General features: G+C 65.3%; 22 protein-coding genes and 1 pseudogene. 11 read left to right on the top strand and 12 right to left on the bottom strand.

The genetic code is table 11. From position 1 onward, the window contains the following. From ACREE8_RS03460 to ACREE8_RS03470, 3 genes are all read left to right on the top strand, one after another. The coding region (locus ACREE8_RS03460; protein WP_431571582.1) for an ABC transporter substrate-binding protein at positions 1–604 on the top strand (604 nt) is incomplete at its 5' end. A 335-nt stretch (positions 605–939) separates the two neighbouring features. After that, complete coding sequence (locus ACREE8_RS03465) at positions 940–1860, top strand: glycosyltransferase family 2 protein (protein WP_431571583.1); 921 nt, start codon at positions 940–942, stop codon at positions 1858–1860. 32 nt (positions 1861–1892) lie between these two features. Then, positions 1893–3500, top strand: coding sequence for a glycosyltransferase family 39 protein (locus ACREE8_RS03470; protein WP_431571584.1), 1608 nt, complete (start codon positions 1893–1895; stop codon positions 3498–3500). Between the two features lie 81 nt (positions 3501–3581). Here the strand turns inward: ACREE8_RS03470 and ACREE8_RS03475 are convergent, their stop codons facing one another. Together ACREE8_RS03475 and ACREE8_RS03480 are read right to left on the bottom strand one after the other, a co-directional pair. Next, positions 3582–4934 carry a sensor histidine kinase gene (locus tag ACREE8_RS03475; protein WP_431571585.1) on the bottom strand — a complete coding sequence of 451 codons (1353 nt, stop codon included), beginning with the start codon at positions 4932–4934 and terminating at the stop codon, positions 3582–3584. Then, the gene (locus ACREE8_RS03480) at positions 4921–5598 is read right to left on the bottom strand and encodes a winged helix-turn-helix domain-containing protein (protein WP_431571586.1); all 678 of its coding nucleotides are present in this window, start codon (positions 5596–5598) and stop codon (positions 4921–4923) included. Before ACREE8_RS03480 ends, ACREE8_RS03475 begins: the two co-directional genes overlap by 14 nt. Before the next feature lie 436 nt (positions 5599–6034). Between ACREE8_RS03480 and ACREE8_RS03485 the strand changes: the two genes are divergently transcribed. From ACREE8_RS03485 to ACREE8_RS03500, 4 genes are all read left to right on the top strand, one after another. Further along, positions 6035–6991, top strand: coding sequence for a hypothetical protein (locus ACREE8_RS03485; protein ID WP_431571587.1), 957 nt, complete (start codon positions 6035–6037; stop codon positions 6989–6991). A gap of 101 nt (positions 6992–7092) precedes the next feature. Beyond that, positions 7093–8634: an MBOAT family O-acyltransferase gene (locus tag ACREE8_RS03490; RefSeq protein WP_431571588.1), complete on the top strand. Its 1542-nt coding sequence runs from the start codon at positions 7093–7095 to the stop codon at positions 8632–8634. Beyond that, a complete protein-coding gene (locus tag ACREE8_RS03495) occupies positions 8600–9583 on the top strand; it encodes a hypothetical protein (RefSeq protein ID WP_431571589.1) in 984 nt (327 codons plus the stop codon). The genes ACREE8_RS03490 and ACREE8_RS03495 overlap by 35 nt, the downstream gene beginning before the upstream one ends. Before the next feature lie 186 nt (positions 9584–9769). Beyond that, complete coding sequence (locus tag ACREE8_RS03500) at positions 9770–11341, top strand: B12-binding domain-containing radical SAM protein (RefSeq protein ID WP_431571590.1); 1572 nt, start codon at positions 9770–9772, stop codon at positions 11339–11341. Between the two features lie 38 nt (positions 11342–11379). Here the strand turns inward: ACREE8_RS03500 and ACREE8_RS03505 are convergent, their stop codons facing one another. After that, positions 11380–11856: a DUF2127 domain-containing protein gene (locus tag ACREE8_RS03505; RefSeq protein ID WP_431571591.1), complete on the bottom strand. Its 477-nt coding sequence runs from the start codon at positions 11854–11856 to the stop codon at positions 11380–11382. A gap of 44 nt (positions 11857–11900) precedes the next feature. On the opposite strand from ACREE8_RS03505, the gene ACREE8_RS03510 reads away from it, so the two are divergent. Beyond that, entirely contained in the window at positions 11901–12443 is a 543-nt protein-coding gene (locus ACREE8_RS03510) for a phosphatase PAP2 family protein (protein ID WP_431571592.1), read from the top strand. 18 nt (positions 12444–12461) lie between these two features. Here ACREE8_RS03510 and ACREE8_RS03515 read toward each other — a convergent pair. The 3 genes and pseudogenes from ACREE8_RS03515 to ACREE8_RS03525 form a co-directional block, all read right to left on the bottom strand. After that, positions 12462–12833: pseudogene (locus tag ACREE8_RS03515) on the bottom strand (YkvA family protein); the annotation flags it as partial. 14 nt (positions 12834–12847) lie between these two features. Beyond that, entirely contained in the window at positions 12848–13180 is a 333-nt protein-coding gene (locus ACREE8_RS03520) for an AzlD domain-containing protein (protein ID WP_431571593.1), read from the bottom strand. Further along, entirely contained in the window at positions 13177–13947 is a 771-nt protein-coding gene (locus ACREE8_RS03525) for an AzlC family ABC transporter permease (RefSeq protein ID WP_431571594.1), read from the bottom strand. Before ACREE8_RS03525 ends, ACREE8_RS03520 begins: the two co-directional genes overlap by 4 nt. 186 nt (positions 13948–14133) lie before the next feature. On the opposite strand from ACREE8_RS03525, the gene ACREE8_RS03530 reads away from it, so the two are divergent. The 3 genes from ACREE8_RS03530 to ACREE8_RS03540 are packed head-to-tail and all read left to right on the top strand — an operon-like array spanning position 14134 to position 16407. Next, positions 14134–15378, top strand: a complete 1245-nt coding sequence (locus ACREE8_RS03530; protein WP_431571595.1) for a PQQ-dependent sugar dehydrogenase — start codon at positions 14134–14136, stop codon at positions 15376–15378. Positions 15379–15433: 55 nt separating this feature from the next. Further along, positions 15434–16027, top strand: a complete 594-nt coding sequence (locus ACREE8_RS03535) for an NUDIX domain-containing protein (RefSeq protein ID WP_431571596.1) — start codon at positions 15434–15436, stop codon at positions 16025–16027. 11 nt (positions 16028–16038) lie between these two features. Then, on the top strand, positions 16039–16407 hold the full coding sequence (locus ACREE8_RS03540; protein ID WP_431571597.1) for a VOC family protein: 369 nt from the start codon (positions 16039–16041) through the stop codon (positions 16405–16407). Between the two features lie 45 nt (positions 16408–16452). Here the strand turns inward: ACREE8_RS03540 and ACREE8_RS03545 are convergent, their stop codons facing one another. From ACREE8_RS03545 to ACREE8_RS03570, 6 genes are all read right to left on the bottom strand, one after another. Then, positions 16453–17301: an EamA family transporter gene (locus ACREE8_RS03545; protein ID WP_431571598.1), complete on the bottom strand. Its 849-nt coding sequence runs from the start codon at positions 17299–17301 to the stop codon at positions 16453–16455. Between the two features lie 190 nt (positions 17302–17491). Next, positions 17492–18412, bottom strand: a complete 921-nt coding sequence (locus ACREE8_RS03550; protein ID WP_431571599.1) for an FkbM family methyltransferase — start codon at positions 18410–18412, stop codon at positions 17492–17494. A gap of 220 nt (positions 18413–18632) precedes the next feature. Beyond that, positions 18633–19574 (bottom strand): signal recognition particle-docking protein FtsY, encoded by a 942-nt coding sequence (gene ftsY / locus ACREE8_RS03555; protein WP_431571600.1) that lies wholly within the window; start codon positions 19572–19574, stop codon positions 18633–18635. Beyond that, a complete protein-coding gene (gene mtaB, locus ACREE8_RS03560) occupies positions 19574–20869 on the bottom strand; it encodes a tRNA (N(6)-L-threonylcarbamoyladenosine(37)-C(2))-methylthiotransferase MtaB (protein WP_431571601.1) in 1296 nt (431 codons plus the stop codon). Before mtaB ends, ftsY begins: the two co-directional genes overlap by 1 nt. 71 nt (positions 20870–20940) lie before the next feature. Further along, a complete protein-coding gene (dapF, locus tag ACREE8_RS03565) occupies positions 20941–21795 on the bottom strand; it encodes a diaminopimelate epimerase (protein WP_431571602.1) in 855 nt (284 codons plus the stop codon). 55 nt (positions 21796–21850) lie between these two features. Next, the gene (locus ACREE8_RS03570) at positions 21851–22687 is read right to left on the bottom strand and encodes a hypothetical protein (protein WP_431571603.1); all 837 of its coding nucleotides are present in this window, start codon (positions 22685–22687) and stop codon (positions 21851–21853) included. Between the last annotated feature and the right edge of the window lie 286 nt (positions 22688–22973).

Here is a 22973-nt window from a genome sequence, read left to right on the forward strand (position 1 = left end):
GCTCTGGGATGAGCGCTACAAGGGCAAGCTCGGCACCATGGCAGCGGCCGAGGATGCCTGGTGGTGCGCGGCGATCTATGCGGGCGTCGATGTGCTCAAGGAGGTGACGCAGGCCGACATCGACAAGGTCCGTCCGCTCCTCGAGAAGCAGCGCCCGCTCTTGCGCTTCTATTCCGCGGATTCGACCCAGGTCGAGCAGGCGCTCGCTTCGGGCGAGGTGGTGGCGGCGATGACCTGGAACCAGTCGCCGCTGGGCCTCACGAAGCAGGGCATGAAGGTGAAGTTCGCCAATCCGAAAGAGGGCGCTCTCACCTGGTGCTGCGGGCTCGTGCTGCTGAAGAAGGCGCCGCACCCCGACAAGGCGCTCGACCTCATCGACGCCATGATCGATCCGCGCGCCGGCCAGTATCTGATCGAGGAGTTCGGCTACGGCCACGCCAACCAGAAGAGCTTCGACGGCATTGCCGAGGCGGATCTGCTGGCGCGCGGCCTCTCCAAGAATCCGATGGAGATCCTCGCGCGGGGCAAGTTCGCAGGCCCGCAGAATCCGGAGATCGAGCAGGCCATCAACCGCGACTACGAGAAGATCCAGGCGGGATTCTGATTCTCCGGCGTTGGCGGCGAGGATCGGCGCCGCCAACGCTCTCGCCTGCGGATCGATCGGGGGCGACGCTTTCGCGGATTGCCGCCAGAGCAAGCCTGCCTTGTGGCTTTGCCCCATGTCCGGCGGCCGCGCGAGATCATACAGAGTTATTGGAAATCTGTAATTTGCCGGGCCGTGCGACCTGGACCCTAATACGGCCGCGGCGCGGCAGCGACGCTGAATCGATCAGCGCGGATTCGGGGGAACTTTGGGGGCAACTTTCCAACAATTGAGCCAAGGGGACCGAACTGCCCTGTATCGCCGGGCAGCGGCACCTCGGAGAAAAGCGGCATTCGATGAACTTTCCGATCAGGGCGCCGAGGGCACCCAAGGCACCCATCGACAGAGAGCGTTACACGCTTTCCGTCGTCATCCCTTGCTATAACGAATCGACCACGATCGCTCCTCTGCTGGCCAGGATGGCCCGCGCGGATGTGCCTCGCGTGGAGATCATCGTCGTCGATGACGGTTCGACCGACGGCACGACGGAGCTGCTCCGCGGAGACTTGTCGCACGCCATCGACCGACTGATCGTTCACCGCGAGAACCGCGGCAAGGGTGCGGCCCTGCGCAGCGGCTTCATGGAAGCCTCGGGCGACATCATCCTGATTCAAGACGCCGACCTCGAATATGACCCCGGCGACTATGGCCGCCTGATCGAGCCTATCCTCGAGCGAGGTGCGGATGTCGTCTATGGATCGCGTTTTGCCGACAGCCAAGGCCAGCCCGTCCTTTCCTTCTGGCATGTGCTCGCCAATCGGCTTCTGACGCTGGTATCGAACTGCTTCACCAACCTCAATCTGACCGACATGGAGACCGGCTACAAAGTCTTCCGGCGCGAGGTCATTCAGGCGGTTCCCTTGCGCGAGAATCGGTTTGGTTTCGAACCGGAGGTGACGGCGAAGCTCGCCAAATCCGGCTGCATCTTCTTCGAGGTTGCCATCCACTATCGCGGGCGCAGCTATGACGAGGGCAAGAAGATCGGCGTCAAGGATGCCGTTCGCGCTCTCTACGCGACCGTGCGTTATTCATTGTTCCCCCAGCTTCCGGTCGCCGGTTCACTCGCCTCGCGATCGTCGGCCGCTGACGGAGACCCGATGGCGAACCGCGAACGCGGCGGCGCATCCGACATCGCGCATCCCCGACCGGTGACCAGGTTCGCACGGGCGCCGATGGCCAACCCGGTGGAACAGAGCGTCGAAGGCTCGGCCAGCTAGCCACCGATCATCCCTCCATCGACTGAGACGCCATGTCAGTTTTTCTGCCGCCCGGCGCTGCACCCGCATTCATCGTTGCAGGCGCGACGCGCGATCGGTCGACCGCGAGAGTCGAGTTGCTGTTCGCCGGCTGGCTGCTCCTGCATTTGATCGTCTGGACCGCGTTGCCCCTGATCTTCACCAGCGCCCTGCCCGTGGATCTCGTGGAAGGCGTGATCTGGGGGCAGGGATGGCAGCTGGGCTACGATCAGCCGCCGTTTCAAGGCTGGCTGCTCGGTTTTCTCGACATCACGCTCGGCTATCAGCGCTGGGCGGTGTTCCTGGCGAGCCAGGTCCTCGTCGCCACCTGCTTCTGGGCGGTGTGGCGGCTGGCGCGTCTGATCGTCAATCCGCTCGGAGCGCTCTTGTCGGTGATGCTCCTCGACGGCGTGCTCTTCTTCAATTTCGGATCGCCGAATCTGTTCCCTGACCTGATCGAGTTGCCGTTCTGGGCGCTCGCCACCTGGTCGTTCTACCGGGCCCTGCGTTTCGAGCGGCTGCTGGACTGGCTGCTTCTTGGCCTGTGCCTCGCCGGGGCGGCCTATGGCAAGTATGTGAGCTTCCTGCTGGCCCTGGCGATGATCGGCTTCATGCTGATTGAGCCCGAGGCGCGGCGCGCCTGGCGCAAGCCGGGTCCCTATTTCTGTGCGGCGCTATGTCTCCTGCTTCTCGTGCCTCATCTCGGATGGGCCCTGCAGCACAATTTCCCGACGATTGCCCATATCGACCGGGTATCGCGGCCGACCCAGGGCATGCTGGGCCACATGGTTGCGCTGAGCGGGTTCGTCGGCGGCCAGCTCGGCGTGATGGGCCTGGCCGGCCTTCTTCTTCTGACGCTGGTGCCCTCCCGGAAGGGCGAGAAGAGGATCTCGCTGGCGGGTGCGCCGACGATCTTCGATCGCCGCTTCGTCGCCACCATGGCACTGGCGCCGATCGGCCTCCTGCTGGCCGGGGCCGTCATCAGCGACGTCGAGTTCCGCGTACATTGGGCCTATGCGATGTGGTGCTTCATCGGCCTCCTCGCCGTCCTGTTCATGGTGCCGGTGGTCGAAGAGCGGGCCATCCGGCGTTTCGGATGGGCCTGGGCGGGTGTTTTCGTCCTGGTGGCGGTGCTGTTCGCTGGTGCCAATAGCCTCGCGTCCCGGGCAAGCCCTTTGCGCCTGCCGGCGGTCTCCTGGGAGGTTCCCTCGAAGCATGTCTTGCGGCGGCTGCAGAGAGAAGCGGACTTCCCGGCGCGCCTGCTGGCGGACGCGGTCACCGAGGGTTGGCGGCGGAGGGTTGGCGCCCCGCTCGCTTACGTGATCGGCAACAAATGGGTTGCGGGCAATGTGAGCTTCTTCTCGACCGATCACCCGCTGGTGCTGCGCGACGGCAGTCCGGAGGGCAGCCCGTGGATCGACATGGCCGATCTCCGACGGCGAGGGGCTGTGGTGGTGTGGGAACCGGGCGACGATCCCAACAACATCTCGGCCACATTGCAGCAGTGGTTCCCGTCGATGCAGATGCAGCCTCCGATCCTGATTGCTTCGCCTTCGAGCCCGGAGCTTCCACCACGGCGGTTCTCGTGGGGTATCCTCGCCCCGGCCGCTCCGGCATCGTAGGCGCCGGAACGGCGAGGCCTGCCGCCGGGGACTGATGCAAAGGCCGGAAAACGGCTGCTCTCGGCAATTCCGCCGCGGCAGCTAGTACGCGAACCTCACCACGACGCGCAAGCCGGGCTGGTTGTCGGCCAGCTCGATCACGGCCCCGTGAAGATTGGCGATGGCTTCGGCCAGCGCCAGGCCCAGGCCGCTGCCGGGGGTGGTCCGGCTGCTATCGAGCCGATAGAAACGGCGGAACACGCGCTCGCGCTCGTCCGCCGGGATACCAGGACCATCGTCGGACACCAGAAGCGTCGGACGATCGCTTTCGTGCGCCACGACCAGACGGATATGCGTGCCGGCGGGCGTATGACAAATGGCATTCTCCACGAGATTGACCAGAAGCTGCATCAGCAGGTCGCGATCGCCGCGCACCGTCACGCCCGGTGCGACGGCATCCTCAAGCTCATGGAGGCTGTCCTCGGCGACGCTGCCATAGATGTCCAGCACGGACTGGCCCAGCTCGGAAAGGCTGAACTCCGCAAACCGGGCCCGGCGCTTGCCTGCCTCGATCTGGGCGATATGCAGGATCGCGTTGAAGGTCGATAGAATTCCATCGATCTCGGTGATGGACTTCTCGACACCGCCCCTGTAACCGGCAACGGTCGTCTCCTTATCGACGGCCCGTTCGAGTCCTTGACGCAAGCGGCCGAGCGGCGTGCGCAGATCATGCGCGATATCACTCGTCACTTGTTTCAATTGATCCATCAATCTCTCGATCTCCTGGAGTACGCGATTGATGTCGCGCGCCAGCCGATCGATCTCATCTCCTGTGCCGGTCACCGGCACGCGACGCGAGAGATCGCCTTCCGCAATCTCTCGCATCGACGACCCGATGGCTTCCACGCGACGGAAGGAGCGTTGCCCCATGATGAACCCGCCGAGCAGGGCCAGCGGTATCATCGCGCCCAGCCCCCAGGCGAAGGACTTCAGGACGGCCTCGTGGACCTCCCAGACCGGATGGGCCCGCCGTCCGACGGCCAGAAAGTATTCTCCCAGCTGCGTGCCGAACAGGATGAAATGATCGGGCCGCTTCGCTGCACGCAGGAAGGGCTTCTCCTGCCAGCCCTCGAAGGGGCTCATGACCTCGGTGGTCCCCGCGCTGGCGACGATGTTGCCGCCGGAATCCTGGAGAAGATAGAGGGAACGGTTGGCTTCGACGCTTTTTGCAAGCACCCGGATATCCTCCGCGATCTCCTTGATTCCCTGCTGCTCGTAGTCGTTGCGCAGCACCCGGACATCCTGATCGATCGTCTGGCGGATCTGCTCCTCGACATCGCGTCCAGCCGCCCAATAGATCACCGCCAGGATCAGGAGGAAGGACAGGCCGAAGATCACCGTGTAGGTCGCGGCGATCCGAAGCGGCGCACTGCGCCAGTAATCATCGAGGCGCATGCAGACGGTATCCGGCTCGGTGGACGGTGTGGATGATCTCCTCGCTGAATGGCTTGTCTACCTTGGCGCGAAGGCGGCTGATATGGGTTTCCACGACATTGGTCTTGGGATCGAAATGGATGTCCCAGACATGCTCCAGCAGCATTGTGCGGGTGACGACCTCCCCGGCATTGCGCATCAGAAACTCGAGCAGCCGAAATTCGCGCGGTAGAAGGTCGATCGGCCGGCCGGCCCGTGCCACTTGCCGCCGGATCAGATCCATCTTGAGATCGGCCACTTGAAGCATGGTCGGTTCGCTCCCGAGAGGCGCGCGGCGGGCGAGGGCATGGATGCGCGCGACCAGCTCGGAAAAGGCGAAGGGCTTCACCAGATAGTCGTCGCCGCCCGCTTCGAGACCCTCTACGCGATCATCGACGCCATCCACCGTTGTCAGAAAGAGAATTGGAATCCGCACGCCGGCGGCGCGCGCCGCCTTGACGAGCGAAAGCCCATCCATGGAAGGCAATCTCCGATCCACGATCGCCATTTCATAGGTCTCGCTCGTGCAGAGATAGAGTCCCTCACGCCCGTCGCCCGCGATATCGATGACATGCCCCAGGTCGCGAAGGCCTTTGGCGATGTAGGCCGCTGTTTCGCGGTCGTCTTCGATGAGAAGGAGTTTCATCGGCGATCGGGCTCACGTCGTTCATGGCGCGGAAGAAGCAGGCGAGTTCGCCCGTCCGCCATTTCCGGTCGTCGATGTCGCGCCGGAATGACGGCCTCCCCCGCGACTATACAGATTGGCGGAGTCCATGACAGCAGGCGCCGGCCCCATCGTGAAAACTCAACCATGAGATCGCCGTCAAAGCTGTCCGATCCAGGGGGAATATACGGATTTGTGTAACCTCCGTCAGCAGCCCGACATGTGGCGTCCATTAGGGTCCCAGCCTGCCGTCGGCCTTCATTCTTCCCCATCCGGCCGCCGCTGCGCGCGAGGCAAAGCCTTGTCTCGCGCGCGAAGGGTAAGCCATGCGCCACCATATCACCGTGCTGGACCTAGCAACGATCAGAGGGCTGTTGGATGGTGATGCCGGTGCCCGGCGCGTCATGGCGGCGGCCCAATGAGCGGCGGATTCGGGGATCCACTGGCCATCGACTGCCGTTTGGCCGGGATCGCCCAGCCGGTCGGCTCCTTTGCGGCGCATGGTGCAACGACAACGGCGCCCCGGGCAGGAATGCCGAGTGTTCTGGCGTCGGCCGCTCCCCATCATGTGACGATGCAACCCTTTCCGCATCTGATCGACAGGAACGCTCTTCCTGCCGGGCTCTATGGCCGGCTTCACGACTTGTTCCCTCCGGAGGCGACGATCTTGAGGGGGCGCCGCGGGGTCGCGGAGAATACCGTCGCGCGCCTTTCGGCTGTGAAGGTCGTTGAGGATCCGAGCATCGCATCCGAATGGTGCGAGTTCTTTGCACTTCATACCTCGGCAGCTTTTTGGAGCGAGATCGTCCGCGTCTTCGGCGAGACGATCAGAGCGACGTTTCCGATGCTCGAGGAACGGCTGGGCCGGCCCCTCGGCGAGCTGCAGGTCGGCATGCGTGGCGCCGATGATGAAGCCGACGTGCTTCTCGACTGCCAGTTCGCGATCAACACCCCAGGCATGCGGGCATCCAGCGTCAAGACCCCGCATGTCGACGACCGGAAGACAGTTTTCGCCGGTCTCTATTATCTCCGCGAACCGGACGACCGTTCCGAAGGCGGCGACCTCGAACTCTATCGCTGGGCTCGGGCGCCTCGTCTCCTGCGCCATCGCATGATCCTGCCGGGCGATGTGGTGCGGAGCCGCAGCGTACCCTATGCGGCCAACATGCTGGCTTGCTTTGTCAACTCACGGGAGTCCGTGCATGGCGTCTCGCCGCGATCCCTGGCCAGCAAGCCGCGGCGCTACATCAATCTCGTGGCCCAACTGCGGTTTGATGCTTTCACGACACCGAAAGTCGCCTTGCCGAGCAGGGTCGTTCATTGCTTCCAGATGCGCCATGTCGGCCGCCGCCGTATCAACGGCGCGGGGTACTGACGGCCCGGCGTATTCGAGAATCGGAGCCGGTATCGGGAAAGGTGACCGAAGAGAGTCGCGACCACAGGTTTCACCCAACAGCAGATTCTGAAACTCGCAGAATGCTATTCAATTCCTACGGATTCCTGTTCGCGTTTCTGCCGATTACATGGATCGGCCATGAGATCCTGCGGCGGCTCGAATTGCGGACCGCGGCCCTGGCATGGCTGGCGGCTGCATCGGCCCTGTTCTATGCCTCCTGGAATCCGCGCCTGCTGCCGGTGCTGCTGATCTCCATTCTGATCAACTACACCGTCGGTGGATGGTTGAGGCGGCAAGCGCAGCATTCCGGCCATGGGAGCAAGGTCCTGCTCACCCTAGGCCTGATCTTCAACCTCGGGCTTCTCGCCTATTTCAAATACGCGAACTTCCTTGTCGACAACGTCGATCGTCTCGCGGGGTTCGATCTTGTGCTCGCGAAGATCGTGCTGCCGATCGGCATCTCTTTCTTCACCTTCCAGAAGATCGCCTACCTGATCGACAGCTACAAAGGCATCGCAAAGTGCGGGAGCCTTCTCGAGTTCCTGATGTTCGTGTTGTTCTTCCCGCAGCTGATTGCCGGGCCAATCGTCCATTACAGCGAGATCATGCCGCAGCTCGCGCGCTCGTGGCCTGTTCCCGCCGCCGACCGTCTGGCGGTCGGCCTGACCATCCTGGTGATCGGCCTGATCAAGAAAGTCTTCATCGCCGATACCATGGCGATTCCCGCCACCAGCCTCTTCGCCGCTGCCGCCCATGGCCATGATCCCGCACTGATCGAGAGCTGGATCGGTACGCTCAGCTACGCCTTCCAGATCTACTTCGATTTCTCAGGCTACTCGGACATGGCCATCGGCCTGGCCTGGATGTTCGGCATCCGACTCCCGGTCAATTTCGCCTCGCCCTACAAGGCGGATTCGATCGCCGATTTCTGGCAGCGCTGGCACGTCACCTTGTCGCGCTTCCTCAAGGCCTATCTCTATATACCGCTCGGCGGCAGCCGCCAGGGGCCCACGCGGAATTATCTCAACCTGCTCGTCACGATGCTGCTGGGTGGACTCTGGCATGGCGCTGCCTGGACCTTCGTTCTCTGGGGCCTGCTGCATGGCGTCATGATCGTCGTTCACCGGCTGTGGCGGAGAAGCGCAGCGATGCCGCGACTTCATCCCGGGCTGGCGCGCGGCCTGACTCTGTTCTGTGTCGTGCTGGCCTGGGTTCCGTTCCGCGCACCCGATCTTCAGACTGCGCTCTGCGTCTATCGAGGCCTCGCGGGCTTGAACGGCATCCTGCTTCCGTCCGCGCTCGTGGCGTCGTTGGACCGGCTTCCCGGCTTTGGCGCCCTACTGACGGCGGGGCCGATCGATGTCGATCGGCCGCTCTCGACCGCGCTGTGGATCCTTGGGCTGCTGGCGGTGGTCTGGTTCCTGCCGAACACCCATCAGTGGCTCGGTTCCGCCAGCCCCGGATTGCCATCCGAGGGTTATCCGGCCACCGCTCTCCTGCCCACGCCACGGTTTCTCCAATGGCGGCCGAACTGGCTTTACGGCCTGTCCTTCGCGGGCGGCCTTTTCATTTGCGTGATCAAGCTCAATGACGTCTCGCCCTTCATCTATTTCCAGTTCTAGCTTTCGCCGCTACCTGATCGTCGCTGCCGTCCTGTTCGTGACGGCCCTGGTCGGCATGGTGACATTGTCCATGATCGGCTACGGCCTGGGCCTGGTGGATGCGTCCAACCGCAACCTCTTCGACTATCAGGTCCGGAAGATCGACCAGGCCGACCAGATCGACATCGTCTTTGTCGGCGACAGCTCGCTGGGAAACGCGATCGATGCGGATCTGTTCGGCAAGCTTGCCGGCGCCCGCACCCTCAATCTCGCCCTGAGCGGCACCTATGGGGTGGGCGCTTCCTACAACATGGTCCGACGGAGCTTCGAGCGGCACCATCCGCGGTTGGTCGTCGTCATGCAGTCGCTCAAGACGATGAAGCGGCCCGAAGCCGCGGCAGGCTACTTCTTCACCACCGATCATCCGCAATGGTCGGATCTGTCCCCGGTTGAGCTCGCCAAGGTCTATCTGAGCTTCCGGGCAGCGAGCGAGACCATCACGCAGATTCGCCGCAACGGTTTAACCCGGATGGCGACCGTGATGGTCGGAGACTATGTTCCGCAGCAGATGCGCGGCACCGATCGGCTGGCGCCGCCGGCCGAGGTCGCCGAAGAGCCGCTCTTGCCCGGAATGATCAGCCACGAGCAGCTTCGTTTCCTTCAGCGCATCGGTACGTTCTGCAAGTCGCAGGGCGTTCCCTGTCTCTATGCCAGCGGGCCGATCTATGACGGCTATTGCGCGCAATCGGCGGCCTATCAGGGCGCACTGGCGGACGCCGTGCGCGCTGCGGGCCTCACCATGGTCGAGGGCACGCCCCTTTGCATGCCGATCGATCATGTCGGTGATGCCGTCGATCATGTGAAACCGGAGTTCAAGGACGAGTATACGCGGCGCTATTTCGCAGCCATCGCGCCCGACATCGTCGTCGGGCCCAAAGTTGCAACCTTCCTGACAGGAGACGGTGGCTGAGAGAGCGGATCCGATTGCGGGCATCCGCGATCGCGGCGCCTTGTGACATCGAATTAACGGGCGGTGGCTCGCTGTCGCTGCCATTCGTCATCCGACGCGCCTAGACTTGCTCCAGTCGTCGGGGGGCCAACCACTCTACGCGCGAGCAATCGCCATGCTCGCGTCATCCGCGAAAAGGACCCTCCCATGCGGCGCTTACGCATCACCGTGCTGGACCTCGTCACCAAAGGCACGGCCAAGCGCCTCTTCGCCCGGATCATGAATGCCAATCTCGCCAGCATCATGCCGCAGGTCGTTGCGACCTGGTGCGAGGCCATGGGGCACGAGGTTCGCTACCTCTGTTACACCGGCAGCGACGATCTCAGCCGCGAGCTGCTGGAGGATGCGGATATCGTCTTCATCAGCGCCTTCAGCCGCGCGGCGCAGACTGCCTACGCGGTCAGCAATCTCTATCGCCGCCGCGGCGCGGTCACGGTTCTCGGCGGACCGCATGCGCGCTGCTATCCCGAGGACGCGGCGAAGTATTTCGACTATGTGCTGGGCCTCACCGACAAGACGATCGTCGAGGATGTGCTGAAGGACGGCGCGCCGCATCGCCCCCTGGGACGCTGCCTGGGCGCTGCCACGCAACCCCTGGAGCTCCCCAGCCTGCGCGAACGCTGGCGTTTCGTCGAGGCGGCCCTGGCCCGGGCGCCTCTCATGGGGATCGTGCCGATGATCGGCAGCATGGGCTGTCCCTATAGCTGCAGCTTCTGTATCGATTCGACCGTCGACTACCAACCGCTGGCCTTCGATCGGCTTCGCGAGGATCTCCGGTTTCTGCTGGGCCGGCGGCGCCGACCCATGGTCGGTTGGCACGATCCCAATTTCGGCGTGCGCTTCGACGATTACATGGAAGCGATCGAGGATGTTGTGCCTGCCGGCCGGATCCGCTTCATCGCCGAAAGCAGCCTGTCGCTCCTGTCCGAACCGCATATCTCGAGGATGAAGCGCAACGGCTTCGTCGGCCTTCTGCCCGGCATCGAATCCTGGTACGCGCACGGCAACAAATCCCGGACCGGGGCCAATGTGGGACTCGATAAGGTCCGGCAGGTCGCGGATCAGGTGAACATGATCCTGCGTCATGTTCCGTTCGTGCAGACGAACTTCGTCTTCGGCCTCGATTGCGATCGGGGGGCCGAGCCGTTCGATCTGACCAAACAATTCATCGATCTGGCCCCGGGCGTCTATCCGGCCTTCTCGCTGCTCACGGCCTATGGACGCGCGGCGCCGCTCAATCTCGACCTGCAGCGCGCCGGTCGGGTCCGGCCCTTTCCGTTCTACTTCCTCGACAGCGTTCATGCGATGAACGTCCAGCCCGAGCATTATGACTGGAACGAGATCTATGACCGCATGCTCGACCTGACGCGCCACGCCTTGTCGGCGTCGAGCGTGACGCAGCGGTTCCTTGCCAATCGCGGAGGGACCAGGCTCCTCAATCTCGTGCGCGCCCGGTCGACCCGGCGCATCCGCTTCCAGTCAACGGTGAGAGGACTGCTCGACAGCGATCCGAGCGTGCGCCGTTTCTTCGACGGCGACAGCGAGGTCCTGCCGGACTTCTATCGCCATAAAGTGCAGGCGACGATGGGTCCGCTATGGGAGGCCTTGCCGGAAGGGGCGCTGATGCATGATCAGAATGCCTATCTCCACGGCGAGCCGGTCGAGATCGGGGTTCTCCCAGCAAAGCTAAGGCGTCCGCGGGCGGCCGCCAATGGATGACTTTCTCGGGGTGCGATGCCAGGCGATCCTGGGTCGGATCACGGTGCCGGCGACCGGTGGCGGACCAGTTTATACTCGTGCCAGATAAGCACCATCAGGAACAGATCGAAGATGGTCAACAGGATCAAACCAAAGGCCTGCGTGTAAGCGAATCTGTACAGTTGATAAAGAACGAAGAGGCCGAGTGCGACAAGGGAACCCGGGTAAGCCCACAATCGGTTCCTCAGCAAGCCGATGACGAGAAGAATTTTTATCGCCCCGTGACTTAGCAGATAGAAAGCGTAGAATTCTTTGCTCCCGACGGAGAAATTCTGCGCGGCGCTCAGCAGATGGGTGGCAACGAAGTCGTTGGGATCCTCGATCAGCTCCTCTTGCGTGATCATGTTCACCAGCGCGACGATCGAGTTCATGCTTACCAGATATAACGCGACGCCGCCGATACACTCGATCAGCGCGTGTGCACCCTTGAGAAGAAGACTGATCTCGAAAATCTGACGGATGCGACGTTCGTTCATGCATTGCTTCCTTCGACTTCAACGGCAGGAGATGGGCTAAAAAGATGGATGACGCGATTACAAATTGGATCAATGCCGCTGCCGGCAGGAGCGTATTTCTGGATTCGATCATGATGGCAGTGACGCAAGTCGGGGTTCCGGCCATGGTGCTGCTGGTGGCCCTGCAATGGTGGGCGAGGGAGAACCGCTATCATATCCGGCATGCCGCTCTCTGCGCGGGCCTGTCCTTTCTCCTGGGCCTCGCGATCAATCAAATCATCCTTCTCTTCGTGCATCGCGTCCGCCCTTATGACGCGGGCGTAACCCATTTGCAGATTGCACCCAGCGCCGACTGGTCGTTCCCGTCGGATCATGCCACCGCCGCGTTCGCCATCGTCACCGCCTTCGCGCTGCAGCGCCTGCCGCGACGGGCCGGGGGCTTTCTGCTGCTGGCACTCCTCGTCTGCTGGTCGCGGATCTATGTCGGGACCCATTATCTGACCGATATCCTCGGAGGCGCCTTGACGGGCGTACTGGGCGCGGTTCTGGTCCGGGCGCTCTACCGCGAAAACTCGCGCCTCGACCAGATGGCGACCCGGATTCTTTGAAGGCGGGAACAGGCGGGTTCACCCGGCGAGGCGCGGCCATAGCCACCACAGGATCAGGATCGCGATCGCCGCCCAGAGCATGACGATCGCCGCGGCCGCAGCCAGGCTTGTCGGCCGATCGATGCGCTTCGTGGCCTCTTCGCGGAACTCGGCCATCAGTTCGTCCGGTATCAGATGGACGACGAGGAGGATGCCGAGCGGGACGATGACAAGATCATCCAGATATCCGAGCACCGGAATGAAATCAGGTATGAGATCGATCGGGCTCAGCGCATAGGCGGCGACAGCGGCGGCGATCGCCTTTGCGTACCAGGGCACGCGGGGGTCGCGCGCCGCCAGCCATATCGCGACGACATCCCGTTTGATCGAGCGGGCCCAGGTCTTCAGCCGCGGCAACATCGGGGTCACAGGGTGTCGGCCAGCTCCAGCAGCACCAGCGCGGCGGCACCCGAGAACACGGCCAGCAGCATATTGCGCCGGCTGACATGGAAGACCGCGAGCGCGATGCCGGCCGCGAGCAGTCTCTCGGCGATCGGCGTCGCACCGAGCGCCCCCAGCGGCAGGACGATCATGCGCGCGATCAGGCCCGCCAGCATCGCATAAGCGACCGCGGCGACCCAGCGGAACAGCGGGCCGTCGAGGCTGAGGCCGCCGCCCAGCGCCACGCCCAGCCCGCGCCACATATAGGTGACGACGAAAGCGCCCGCGATCAGCAGCCAGATCGCGTTCTCGCTCATGGCGTTGCCCGCATCGCCCTGCGGGCCTCGATCCAGCGTGCCAGCGGTTTCTCCAGCAGGAACCCAACGGTGCCGGCGACGAGGCCCGTCAGCAGGAGGCTCCAATCGGGCGAGAGGAGGTGGAAGAGCGGGCCCGTGATGGCACCCAGGATCAGCGGCAGGGCACGGGTGCGCTGGGCGAGGTCCACCGAGAACACCAGCAGGAAATAGACCGGGGTGAGGAACAGCAGCCCCAGCCCGACCGTGGGCGGCAGCCACGTCACCATGAAGAATCCGGTGGCGGTGGCGACGAGCGAGAAGCTCCAGAGAACCAGGCCGAAGCCCATGAAGAAGGGCAGGCGTTGATCGGAGGGCAGCACCGGACAGCGCTGCATGCCGTTGGCCCAGCCGGTGATGGCGATGAAATGAGCGGCGAGATAATAGCGCCAGCGCGGCGTGCCCGGATGGCGCAGGAAGGGCATCAGCGACAGCGTCATCGGCAGGAGCCGCAGGCCCGACAGCCAGACCGCGAGCAGGATGGCGGCAGCCGACGCGCCGACGCCATAAAGCTCGATCAGCGTGATCTGGCCCGGCAGGGCCCAGCCGGTGGTGGTGGAAAAGAGGCTCATCGGCAGGGTCCAGCCCGATTGCCGGCAGAGCGAGCCGAATCCGAGGAAGGAGGCCCCCAGCACCAGCGCCGGCGTGCTCGCCGATTCCCGCATGCCGCCGAGGAAGGCGGCGCGGCGGCTGGCGAATGACGTGGGCAGGGTCTTGCGGGAAGGCGCCATGGAACCTGGAGCGGGAATCGGGCGTTGGCTGATGTCGGATTGCGATCACGTCTCTGATACAACAAAGCGGGGCCTGCTTCACAGTCGATGCGAGTTGGCCCGAGCCCCTCGGGTCCTATATTCAAGGAACGTGGATCATCAACGGCACAGGACAGGCCCATGCCGATAACAGGCTCTCCGATTTCAATGCGTTTCGGTTTCCGGGTCCTGTTCCTTGCGGCGAGTCTGTCCTTTTCGGGGGCCGCCTTTGCCGCGTCCCCATCGGAGCCGCCCGGCACCCATATCCAGGTCGACCCGTCCAAGCTCCCGGCACCCGATTCGAGCGAGGCCGTCGGCAACTTCTCGGAGGTGGTGACGGCATCGGATCGTCCGCCCTTCCAACTGCCGCCGGGATTCGCCGTCAACCTCTTCGCCAAGGGCTTCGATCGCGCCCGCTGGCTGGCGATCGCGCCCGATGGCGCGGTCCTGCTCTCCGAAGGCCGCGACGAGCAGATCATGAGAATCGTCGACAGCAATGGCGACGGCGTCGCCGATTCGGAGCGCGTCCTGGCCGACGGCTTTCATGGACCGCATGGCATGGTCTTCCATGATGGCATGCTCTATGTGGCCGACACCGAAGGCATCTGGCAGCTGCCCTACGAGCCCAACGCGACGGCGCCCACGGAATCGCGAAAGCGGATCACCGCCAAGGGCGCCTTCGGCGAGGGCCAGGGCCATTGGACCCGGAACCTCGTTTTCAGTCCCGACGGCTCGCGCATCTATGTCGCGATCGGCTCGGAATCCAATGTCGACGCCGAACCCCTGCCGCGCGCCTCGATCCAGAGCTTCGCCGCCGATGGCGGCGACCAGAAGACCGTGGTCACCGGCATCCGCAACCCGGTCGGCATGGCGTTCTATCCCGGCAGCAGCGATCTCTATGCGGTGGTGAACGAGCGCGACGGGCTGGGCGACGGGCTGGTCCCGGACTATCTGACCCGGATCCGGGAGGGCGCCGATTATGGCTGGCCCTATTTCTATATCGGCAATCACCGGCAGCCCGACATCGAGATTCCGGCGGGCCGAAACGGCGACAAGGTCACGGTGCCGGATCTGCTGTTCCGGTCGCATTCGGCGCCGCTGGGCTTGGTCTTCTATGACGGCAAACAGTTTCCCGCCGAATATCGCGGCGACGCCTTCGTCGCGCTGCATGGCTCCTGGAACGCGGGCAAGCCACAGGGCTACATGGTGGTGCGCGTGCCCTTCGCGAACGGCAGGCCCAAGGGCTGGTACGAGCCCTTCCTGACCGGCTTCTGGATCGGCGGCGACGATCCGCCCCAGGTCTTCGGCCGCCCCGTGGGGCTGGTCGTGGCGCCTGATGGCAGCCTGTTCGTGGCCGACGATGCCAGCCAGTCGATCTGGCGGATCAGCTGGAAGGGCGTGGGCGCGGAATAAGCTCGCGGGCGGCCCGGGCTTGTCTCGCGGAGGGGGCGGCGGCAGAGTACCGGCCATGGCCGAAACCCCGCCCGTACCTGAGACAAGCGACCGCCCGGCATCCCGTACGGAGGCGCCGGTCAATCTGCCCGCCCATTATCGACGCGAGATCCCGGAAGGTGACAGCCGTCCGCGCATCGTCTGCAGCGATTGCGGCTTCATCAATTACGAGAATCCGAAGGTCGTCGTGGGTTCCGTGGTGCGTGAGGGCGATCGCATCCTCATGTGCCGGCGCGCGATCAATCCGCGCCATGGCTTCTGGACCCTGCCGGCGGGCTATCTCGAGCTGAACGAGACGACCGCCGACGGTGCCAGGCGCGAGGCCTGGGAAGAGGCACGCGCGAAGATCGAGATCGACGGGCTGATCGCGGTCTATTCGATCCCGCGGCTGAGCCAGGTCCAGGTGATCTATCGCGCACGGTTCGCGGCGCCCGGGATCGAGCCGGGCCCCGAGAGCCTCGAGGTCGGCCTGTTCGCCTGGGACGAGATCCCCTGGAACGACATCGCCTTCCCGTCGGTGCGCTGGGCCCTCGGCCATTATCGCGAGATCGGCGACGCGGAGCATTTCGCCGCCCGCACCAACCCGCCGGGCGAGCTCGGCAATTTCTGAAGGATGTGGCGATGCGAGTGGTGAGCCTGGATCATATCCACCTCGCCATGCCCGCCGGCCGTGAGGCCGAAGCCCACGCCTTCTATGAAGGGCTCCTCGGCATTCCGGAAATGACGAAGCCGCCGCATCTGGCCGCGCGCGGCGGCGCCTGGTTCGAGCGCGGCGCGCTCAAGATCCATCTCGGCGTCGACAGGAACTTCACGCCCGCGCGCAAGGCGCATCCGGGTTTGCTCGTGGAGGATCTTCCGGCGCTGATCGCGACATTGACGGCCGCAGGCGTCGCGGTGAATGCCGAAGAGCCGCTCGAAGGCTACATCCGCGTCTATGTCGACGATCCGTTCGGCAACCGGATCGAGCTGATGGAGCGGAAGAGGCGGTGAGGCACCGGCCTTCGCCGGCATGACGACAGGGGTGCGGTCCACCCGTCACGCCAGCTGCAGCACCAGGTTCCCCGCCACCACGGCGACGGCGGCGGCCGCGCGTTTCCAGCTGAACTGCTCGCGCAGGAACAGCGCACCGAAGGCGGCGCCGAACAGGACCGAGGTCTCGCGCAAGCCCACGATGCCGGCGAGCGTACCCACGCTCATGCCCCAGATCGCGAGGCCATAAGCGCCGCAGGAGAGCACGGCGCCGGCGCTCGAGCTCTGCCAGTGCTGCTTGAGATGCTGGAAGAAGGCGCGCCGGCGAATGGCGAGGGTGATGAGCAGCAGCGGGATCGCCTCGAGCGCGAACAGCCAGAGGATGTAGCCCAGCGCATTGCCGGAACGGCGCACGCCCAGCCCGTCGATCACGCTGTAGCCCATGATGAAGACCGCGGTCAGGAGCGCGTAGAGCACGGAGCGGCCATGGTCGCCCTTGGGCATGCCGCGCTCGAAGGCGAGGCTGACGATGCCGAGCGAGATCGCGGCGACGCCGACGCATTGCAGCGGCGAGAGCCATTCGCCGGCCGCGGGTGCGGCCGCGATCGCGACCAGCAGCGGCGCCGTGCCGCGCGCGATCGGGTAGGCGTGGCTCAGATCGCCATGGCGATAGGCCCCGACCAGCCCGGCGTAATAGCCCAGATGCACGAGGATGGAGAGGAAGATGAAGATCCAGCTCGCGCGCGCGGGCGGATCGACGAAGGGCAGACCGCAGGCGGAGAGAATGGCGCCGCCGGTCATGACCGCCGTGATCGCCGACAGCCGGTCGTCGGTGCCCTTCACGAACAGGTTCCAGCCCGCATGCATCGCCGCCGCGAGCAGCATGAGGAGCGCGACGATCAGATGGAGGCTCATGAAGGGAGGGAACTCGGGGGAAGGTGTCACGGAACTGCAATAAACGGCGGCGGAGTATTGCCGATTATTCAGCCTGTGGGCACCCCCCACCCTAACCTTCCCCTCAAGGGGGGAGGGGATAGGAGAAAGGGAGTCGTCTGGATGAAAAGACGCGCGAAATCGATCGCAGCTTAAAAGTAGAGCGTAGCGATCATTCCGAGGTCGTGATCCTCAGCACGTCCTCGGCTTCCGGCTCCGGCTCTTTCTGCAAATCCATGCCGGCGAGGCGGGAGGAGACGTAGTTGCGGCCTTTCTGGGCGACGGCGAGGACGTAGCGCCGCCGGGTCCAGGGCTTGCCGACATAGTCGAGCTTGTGACGGTCGGCGTCATAGAGGATCGATTCATAGCCGCTGGCGGTGAGGAAATCGCTCAGCTGCTCGGGCGAGGTGCCGCATTCGTTGAGCGCGCCGTCGATCGCGATCAGCAGTGCCGGCGGATTGGCCTCGCGCAGCATCGTTTCGGCACCCTTGAGCGCCACCAGCTCGCCGCCGGCGATGTCGAGCCTCATCAGCGCATAGCGCCGCGCGCCCATTGCCTGGTCGAGGCGGACGCATTCGACGCCGATCACGCCGCCGACCGCGAGCTCGCCCGGCAGCGGCGGCCGCCGTCGGCCGCTCTTGCCGGTGCCGTCGACGAAGCGGCCGAGCTGCGCCTGGGTGCCGACGAGCTTCGGATGGATCACGATCGCGACCGCATGGCTGCGATGCACGGCCTCGGTCAGCTTGCGCCGCAGCGAGGGGCTGGGCTCGAAGGAATCGACACGGCCGTCGGGACCGACCGCGGCCGCGGCCGCGACCGCGAATTTGCCGTCGCGGGCGCCGATATCGAGCACGGCATCGCCGGCCCGCAGATAGCGGCGCATGAAATTCTCGGTGTGGTGATCGGCCCAGCCATCGGCGGGCGCCGCTGTCGCGGCTGCGGCCGCCACGGGCTCGGCCGGATCGCCGGGCTTGGCGAGAAGGCGCTTCTTGAGGCGCGCGAAAACGCCCAGCGCCCCCGAGGATTCCTGCCCATCGAGGGGCGGTCGCGTATCGCGGCGATCGTCGCGGCTCAAGGTATGACCAGCTGCCATCGGTTCCGTCCGCCCCCTCGAACGACTCGGAATTCCAACCGGCGAATCCTAGCCAGCCTGAGTCGCGAATCAATCACCATTCGGTGCCCGGCCTGGGGGTAAGAGGCCGGCGCCGCGGTTCGCAACTTAGGCTCAACATGTTGATTTTTGATGGAGATGCCCTCCCCAGCGATGCAATCCAGCCCGATATGGATTCCGGCCCTATCCGTCCGATAGCGCCTTAGCCTTCGACCAGGGACCGGGCGAAGGCCCCGGCCTCGAAGGGCCGCAGATCCTCGGCCCCTTCGCCGACGCCGACCGCCACCACCGGCAGGCCGAACTTCTCCGCCAGCGCCACCACCACCCCGCCCCGGGCGGTTCCGTCGAGCTTGGTCACGACCAGCCCGGTCAACGGCACGATCTGGCGGAAGGTCTCGACCTGGGCCAGGGCATTCTGGCCCGTGGTGGCGTCGAGCACCAAAAGACAATCCTGGGGCGCCGCCGGGTCGAGTTTCTTGAGGACGCGGGCGATCTTGGCGAGCTCGGCCATCAGATTGGCCTTGTTATGGAGCCGGCCGGCCGTGTCGATTAGGAGGAGATCGGCGCCGGCGGCCTTGGCCTGCTCCAGCGCCTCGAAGGCGAGGCTCGCGGAATCCGAGCCGCTTTCGCGGGCCACGACCGGCACGCCGGCGCGCTGGCCCCAGATCTGGAGCTGCTCGATCGCGGCGGCGCGGAAGGTGTCCCCGGCGGCGAGCCAGACATTCTTGCCCTGGCTCTTCCAATATTGGGCGAGCTTGCCGATGGTCGTGGTCTTGCCGCTGCCATTGACGCCGACCACCAGCACGACATGCGGCCTGGCGGCGGGGTCGGGCGTGAAGCCCTTGGCGACCGGCGCCAGGATCTGGGCGATGTCCTCGGCCAGCGCCTCGCGCACGGCCTCGGGGGCGATGTCCTTCTCGAAGCGGCGGCGGCGCAGCGCATCGGCAAGCTTGGCCGCGACCGAGGGCCCGAGATCGGCCGCGATCAGCAGCTCCTCGAGCTCTTCCAGCGAGGCGGTGTCGAGCCGGCGCTTGGTGAAGATGCCGGTGATGCCGTCGGAGAGCTTGGCCGAGCTCTTGGAAAGGCCGCGCTTCAGCCTCGCGAGCCAGCCACCGCTCGCTTTCTCCACCGTCTCGTCGGTCATTATGCGGCCTGCTGCGCGAGGGCTTCGAGGATCAGCCCCTCGGAATCATGGCCGGTCACGCGGGCCATGACGATGCTGCCCGGCGCCGCGTCGCCGACGAGACGCGCCGGCGCGAAATGCTCGGTATGGCCGAGCGCGCTCTGCCCACCGTTCTCCTCGACACCGCTCTTTTCCACGAGGAGTGCCGTGCTGCGGCCGGCGGCGCCCGCGAACCAGGCGGCCTTGGCGATCTCGCCCTTGGCGCGGATGGCGGCGGCCCGCTCGCGGCGCAACGCCATCGGCAGCAGCGGCATGCGCGCGGCCGGCGTGCCCTTGCGCGCCGAATAGGGGAAGACATGGAGGAAGGTCAGGCCGCAATCGTCGATGAGGCTCAGATTGGCCTGATGCGCCGCCTCGCTCTCGGTCGGGAAGCCGGCGATGAGATCGGCGCCGAAGACGATGTCGGGGCGCAGCGCGCGCAGCCGCGCCGTGAGCGCCACAGCATCGGCGCGGCTGTGGCGGCGCTTCATCCGCTTCAGGATCAGATCGTCGCCATGCTGCAGCGAGAGATGGAGATGCGGCATCAGCCGCGGCTCGTCGGCGACCAGCGTCACCAGATCCTCGTCGACCTCGATCGGATCGACCGAGGAGATGCGCAGGCGCTTCAAGCCCGGCACCAGCTTCAGGAGCCGTCGCGCCATCTGCCCCAGCGACGGCGTGCCGGGGAGATCCTGGCCATAGGCCGTGAGATCGACGCCCGTCAGCACCAGCTCGGCGACGCCGCTCTCGGTGAGGGTCCGCGCCTGGTTGACGATGTCGCCCACCGGGAGCGAGCGGCTCGGGCCCCGGCCATAGGGGATGATGCAGAAGGTGCAGCGATGGTCGCAGCCCTGCTGCACCTCGAGGAAGACGCGCGCCCGCCCGCTGAAGCCGGCGATGAGATGGGCCGCACTTTCGCGCAAGGCCATGATGTCGGCGACCGCGGTGCGCGGGGCCTCGCCGGTGGCGAGTGCCTGCCAGCTCCGGGCCTCGAGCTTCTCCCCATTGCCCATCACATGGTCGACCTCGGGCATGGCGGCGAAGCGGGCCGGATCGATCTGGGCGGCGCAGCCGGTGACGACGATGCGCGCCTCGGGGTTCTCGCGCCGGGCCTTGCGGATCGCCTGGCGCGCCTGGCGTTCGGCCTCGGCCGTGACGGCGCAACTATTGACCAGGATGGCGTTGCCCAGCCCCGCCGCCTGGGCATGGCCGCGCATCACCTCGGATTCGAAGGCGTTCAGGCGGCAGCCGAAGGTGAGGACGCGGGGCTCGGTCATTATTTTCGTGGCGTGGCAGGGCCTTGGGCGAACGGCGACAGGGCCGCTCCGGGCCGGCGCGCCAGACAATATTAGCCCAGCAGCGACGCGTCGAGTCTGCCGGTGAAGCTGGTCTCCGCCGGGCCGGTCATGCGGACATGGCCGTCCGCCAGCCATTCGATCTCCAGATCGCCGCCATCGAGCTGGATCGTGGCCTTGCGGCCGGTGAGCTTGCGGCGATGGGCCGCGACCAGGGTGGCGCAGGCGCCGGTACCGCAGGCCCGGGTGATGCCGACCCCGCGCTCCCAGACCCGCATCCGGATGCGGGTCGGCGACAGCAGCTGGGCGATCTCGATATTGGCCTTCTCGGGGAAGAGCGGGTGGCGCTCCAGCACGGGCCCCAGGGCCGCGACGTCGATCGCCCCGGCGTCGGGCACGAAGAAGACCGCATGGGGATTGCCGATATTGACGCCCACGGGATCGGAAAGCGGCCCCAGCTCGATTCCGAGATGGAGGGTGTCGAGCGGCTTGGCGATCGGGATCTCGCGCCAGTCGAGCCGGGCCTCGCCCATATCGACCGAAATCCGGCCGTCCGACGCCGCCTCCGCGTCCAGGAGCCCGACCACGCTTTCGATGATCACATGGCGGCGGCCGGTTTCGGCCATGACCAGGGCCGCGACGCAGCGCGCGCCGTTGCCACAGGCCTCGACCTCGCTGCCGTCGGCATTGCGGATCCGCATATAGACGTCCGCCAGCTTCTGCCGCGGCTTCTCGATCAGGATGATCTGGTCGCAGCCAACCCCGGTCCGCCGGTCGGCGATGGCCTTGGCTTGGGTATCGGAAATGTCGGTCAGGGCGGCGCCATTGGCCGATCCGCCGCGCAGATCGATCACGGCGAAGTCGTTGCCCAGCCCATGCATCTTGGTGAAGGCAGTCGCGAGCGTCATGCCGGTTATATGGCAGTGCGCCGGCCGGCTGTCTACGGGGCGAGGGGATTGCGATCTAAACGATAGCTTGAGATCCCCACTCTCCCTTCGTCCACATCGTCCGATGCACGATCCCGAGCCGTTGATAGGGCAACGCTGGCTCGGTGAGTTCACCGCTCGCAGGATCGCGTCGCGGTGCGGCGTGATGGCAGATCCAATTGCACCAGCTCGGTAGGAACGCCGCCGGCAGCTTCTGGCGATACACCACATGGTTGATCGCGGCCTGCTCGCTGAGCGATGTCGTCTTGCGCTGGAGTGACGCTTTCAGCGTGTCGCCCCAGACCTGCCAGTGGGGCGCCTCGGCGCGCATTGCGAAGACGCCGGAATTGATCAGCGGGTAGCGCACCAGTTCGTCGGCCGTTTCCTCGTCGAAGGCCTCGGCGTAGCTCTTCCGGATGACGTCGTGGAATTCCTGCCAGGCGCCATAGAAGTTGCGGTAGCTGCGGTCGAGCTCGGGGACCACGGCGAGGCAGGGCTGGCCGCTGGCGGGGTCGGTCTGGCGCGCGGCCTCGATGAAGAGCTCGACGGCGCGCCAGTCCTGGACCCAGGCGTCGGCATCGATCCAGAGATAGAGCCGGTGCCCGGGGAAATAGCGGGGCAGGAAAGGCCTGGCGAACATCGCCCGGTAATAGCCGGGGGTCTGGGGCCTGGCCGGGAAGTCGATGTCCCAGCCGGGCTCGACCACCTTGTCGGCCAGGGCGCCGAACCGGTCCCGGTGTTCTCCCAGCCCTACATCCAGGAGGCACAGCGTCATCTGATGGCTTTCCGGCTTGTCCCGGATCGAGCGCAGGCACTCCTCCAGCATCCCGGCATAGGTGGCGTCGGCGCCGGTCACGATGGCGATCTCGGTCATGGGGGATTCCTGGCTTCGGCCGGGCTGGCGCGCCGGCCGATTTACTTCGTGATTTCAATCTATTAAAACTCCGGCCCCGGGGCCAGTGCGATGGCGGGTCGCAAGGGCCTGAAAAGGCCCGGCTTTGCTTGACGCCGACCGGCTTTGGCCTCTATGTTCCGCCCGCCTTCAACACCAAGGCGACGACCCGGCCCCGAGGGGCCCCGCCCGTCCGCGAATTTCGCGCACGGGCGTCACATCGTTTTTGGGCTGATCGCAGCGCTTTTCGAGACCCGAACCCACACAC

The sequence above is a fragment of the Hypericibacter sp. genome (assembly GCF_050729195.1).
In the GTDB taxonomy this organism is placed as follows: domain Bacteria; phylum Pseudomonadota; class Alphaproteobacteria; order Dongiales; family Dongiaceae; genus Hypericibacter.

Coding starts and splice junctions, on each gene's coding strand:
- ACREE8_RS03470 (WP_431571584.1), top strand. CDS start 1,893: ATGTCAGTTTTTCTGCCGCCCGGCGCTGCACCCGCATTCATCGTTGCA.
- ACREE8_RS03545 (WP_431571598.1), bottom strand. CDS start 17,301: ATGAGCCTCCATCTGATCGTCGCGCTCCTCATGCTGCTCGCGGCGGCG.
- ACREE8_RS03550 (WP_431571599.1), bottom strand. CDS start 18,412: ATGGCAGCTGGTCATACCTTGAGCCGCGACGATCGCCGCGATACGCGA.
- ACREE8_RS03540 (WP_431571597.1), top strand. CDS start 16,039: ATGCGAGTGGTGAGCCTGGATCATATCCACCTCGCCATGCCCGCCGGC.
- ACREE8_RS03465 (WP_431571583.1), top strand. CDS start 940: ATGAACTTTCCGATCAGGGCGCCGAGGGCACCCAAGGCACCCATCGAC.
- ACREE8_RS03485 (WP_431571587.1), top strand. CDS start 6,035: ATGAGCGGCGGATTCGGGGATCCACTGGCCATCGACTGCCGTTTGGCC.
- ACREE8_RS03530 (WP_431571595.1), top strand. CDS start 14,134: ATGCGTTTCGGTTTCCGGGTCCTGTTCCTTGCGGCGAGTCTGTCCTTT.
- ACREE8_RS03475 (WP_431571585.1), bottom strand. CDS start 4,934: ATGCGCCTCGATGATTACTGGCGCAGTGCGCCGCTTCGGATCGCCGCG.
- ACREE8_RS03535 (WP_431571596.1), top strand. CDS start 15,434: ATGGCCGAAACCCCGCCCGTACCTGAGACAAGCGACCGCCCGGCATCC.
- ACREE8_RS03490 (WP_431571588.1), top strand. CDS start 7,093: ATGCTATTCAATTCCTACGGATTCCTGTTCGCGTTTCTGCCGATTACA.
- ACREE8_RS03570 (WP_431571603.1), bottom strand. CDS start 22,687: ATGACCGAGATCGCCATCGTGACCGGCGCCGACGCCACCTATGCCGGG.
- ACREE8_RS03520 (WP_431571593.1), bottom strand. CDS start 13,180: ATGAGCGAGAACGCGATCTGGCTGCTGATCGCGGGCGCTTTCGTCGTC.
- ACREE8_RS03495 (WP_431571589.1), top strand. CDS start 8,600: ATGACGTCTCGCCCTTCATCTATTTCCAGTTCTAGCTTTCGCCGCTAC.
- ACREE8_RS03500 (WP_431571590.1), top strand. CDS start 9,770: ATGCGGCGCTTACGCATCACCGTGCTGGACCTCGTCACCAAAGGCACG.
- dapF (WP_431571602.1), bottom strand. CDS start 21,795: ATGACGCTCGCGACTGCCTTCACCAAGATGCATGGGCTGGGCAACGAC.
- ACREE8_RS03510 (WP_431571592.1), top strand. CDS start 11,901: ATGGATGACGCGATTACAAATTGGATCAATGCCGCTGCCGGCAGGAGC.
- ACREE8_RS03480 (WP_431571586.1), bottom strand. CDS start 5,598: ATGAAACTCCTTCTCATCGAAGACGACCGCGAAACAGCGGCCTACATC.
- ftsY (WP_431571600.1), bottom strand. CDS start 19,574: ATGACCGACGAGACGGTGGAGAAAGCGAGCGGTGGCTGGCTCGCGAGG.
- ACREE8_RS03525 (WP_431571594.1), bottom strand. CDS start 13,947: ATGGCGCCTTCCCGCAAGACCCTGCCCACGTCATTCGCCAGCCGCCGC.
- ACREE8_RS03505 (WP_431571591.1), bottom strand. CDS start 11,856: ATGAACGAACGTCGCATCCGTCAGATTTTCGAGATCAGTCTTCTTCTC.
- mtaB (WP_431571601.1), bottom strand. CDS start 20,869: ATGACCGAGCCCCGCGTCCTCACCTTCGGCTGCCGCCTGAACGCCTTC.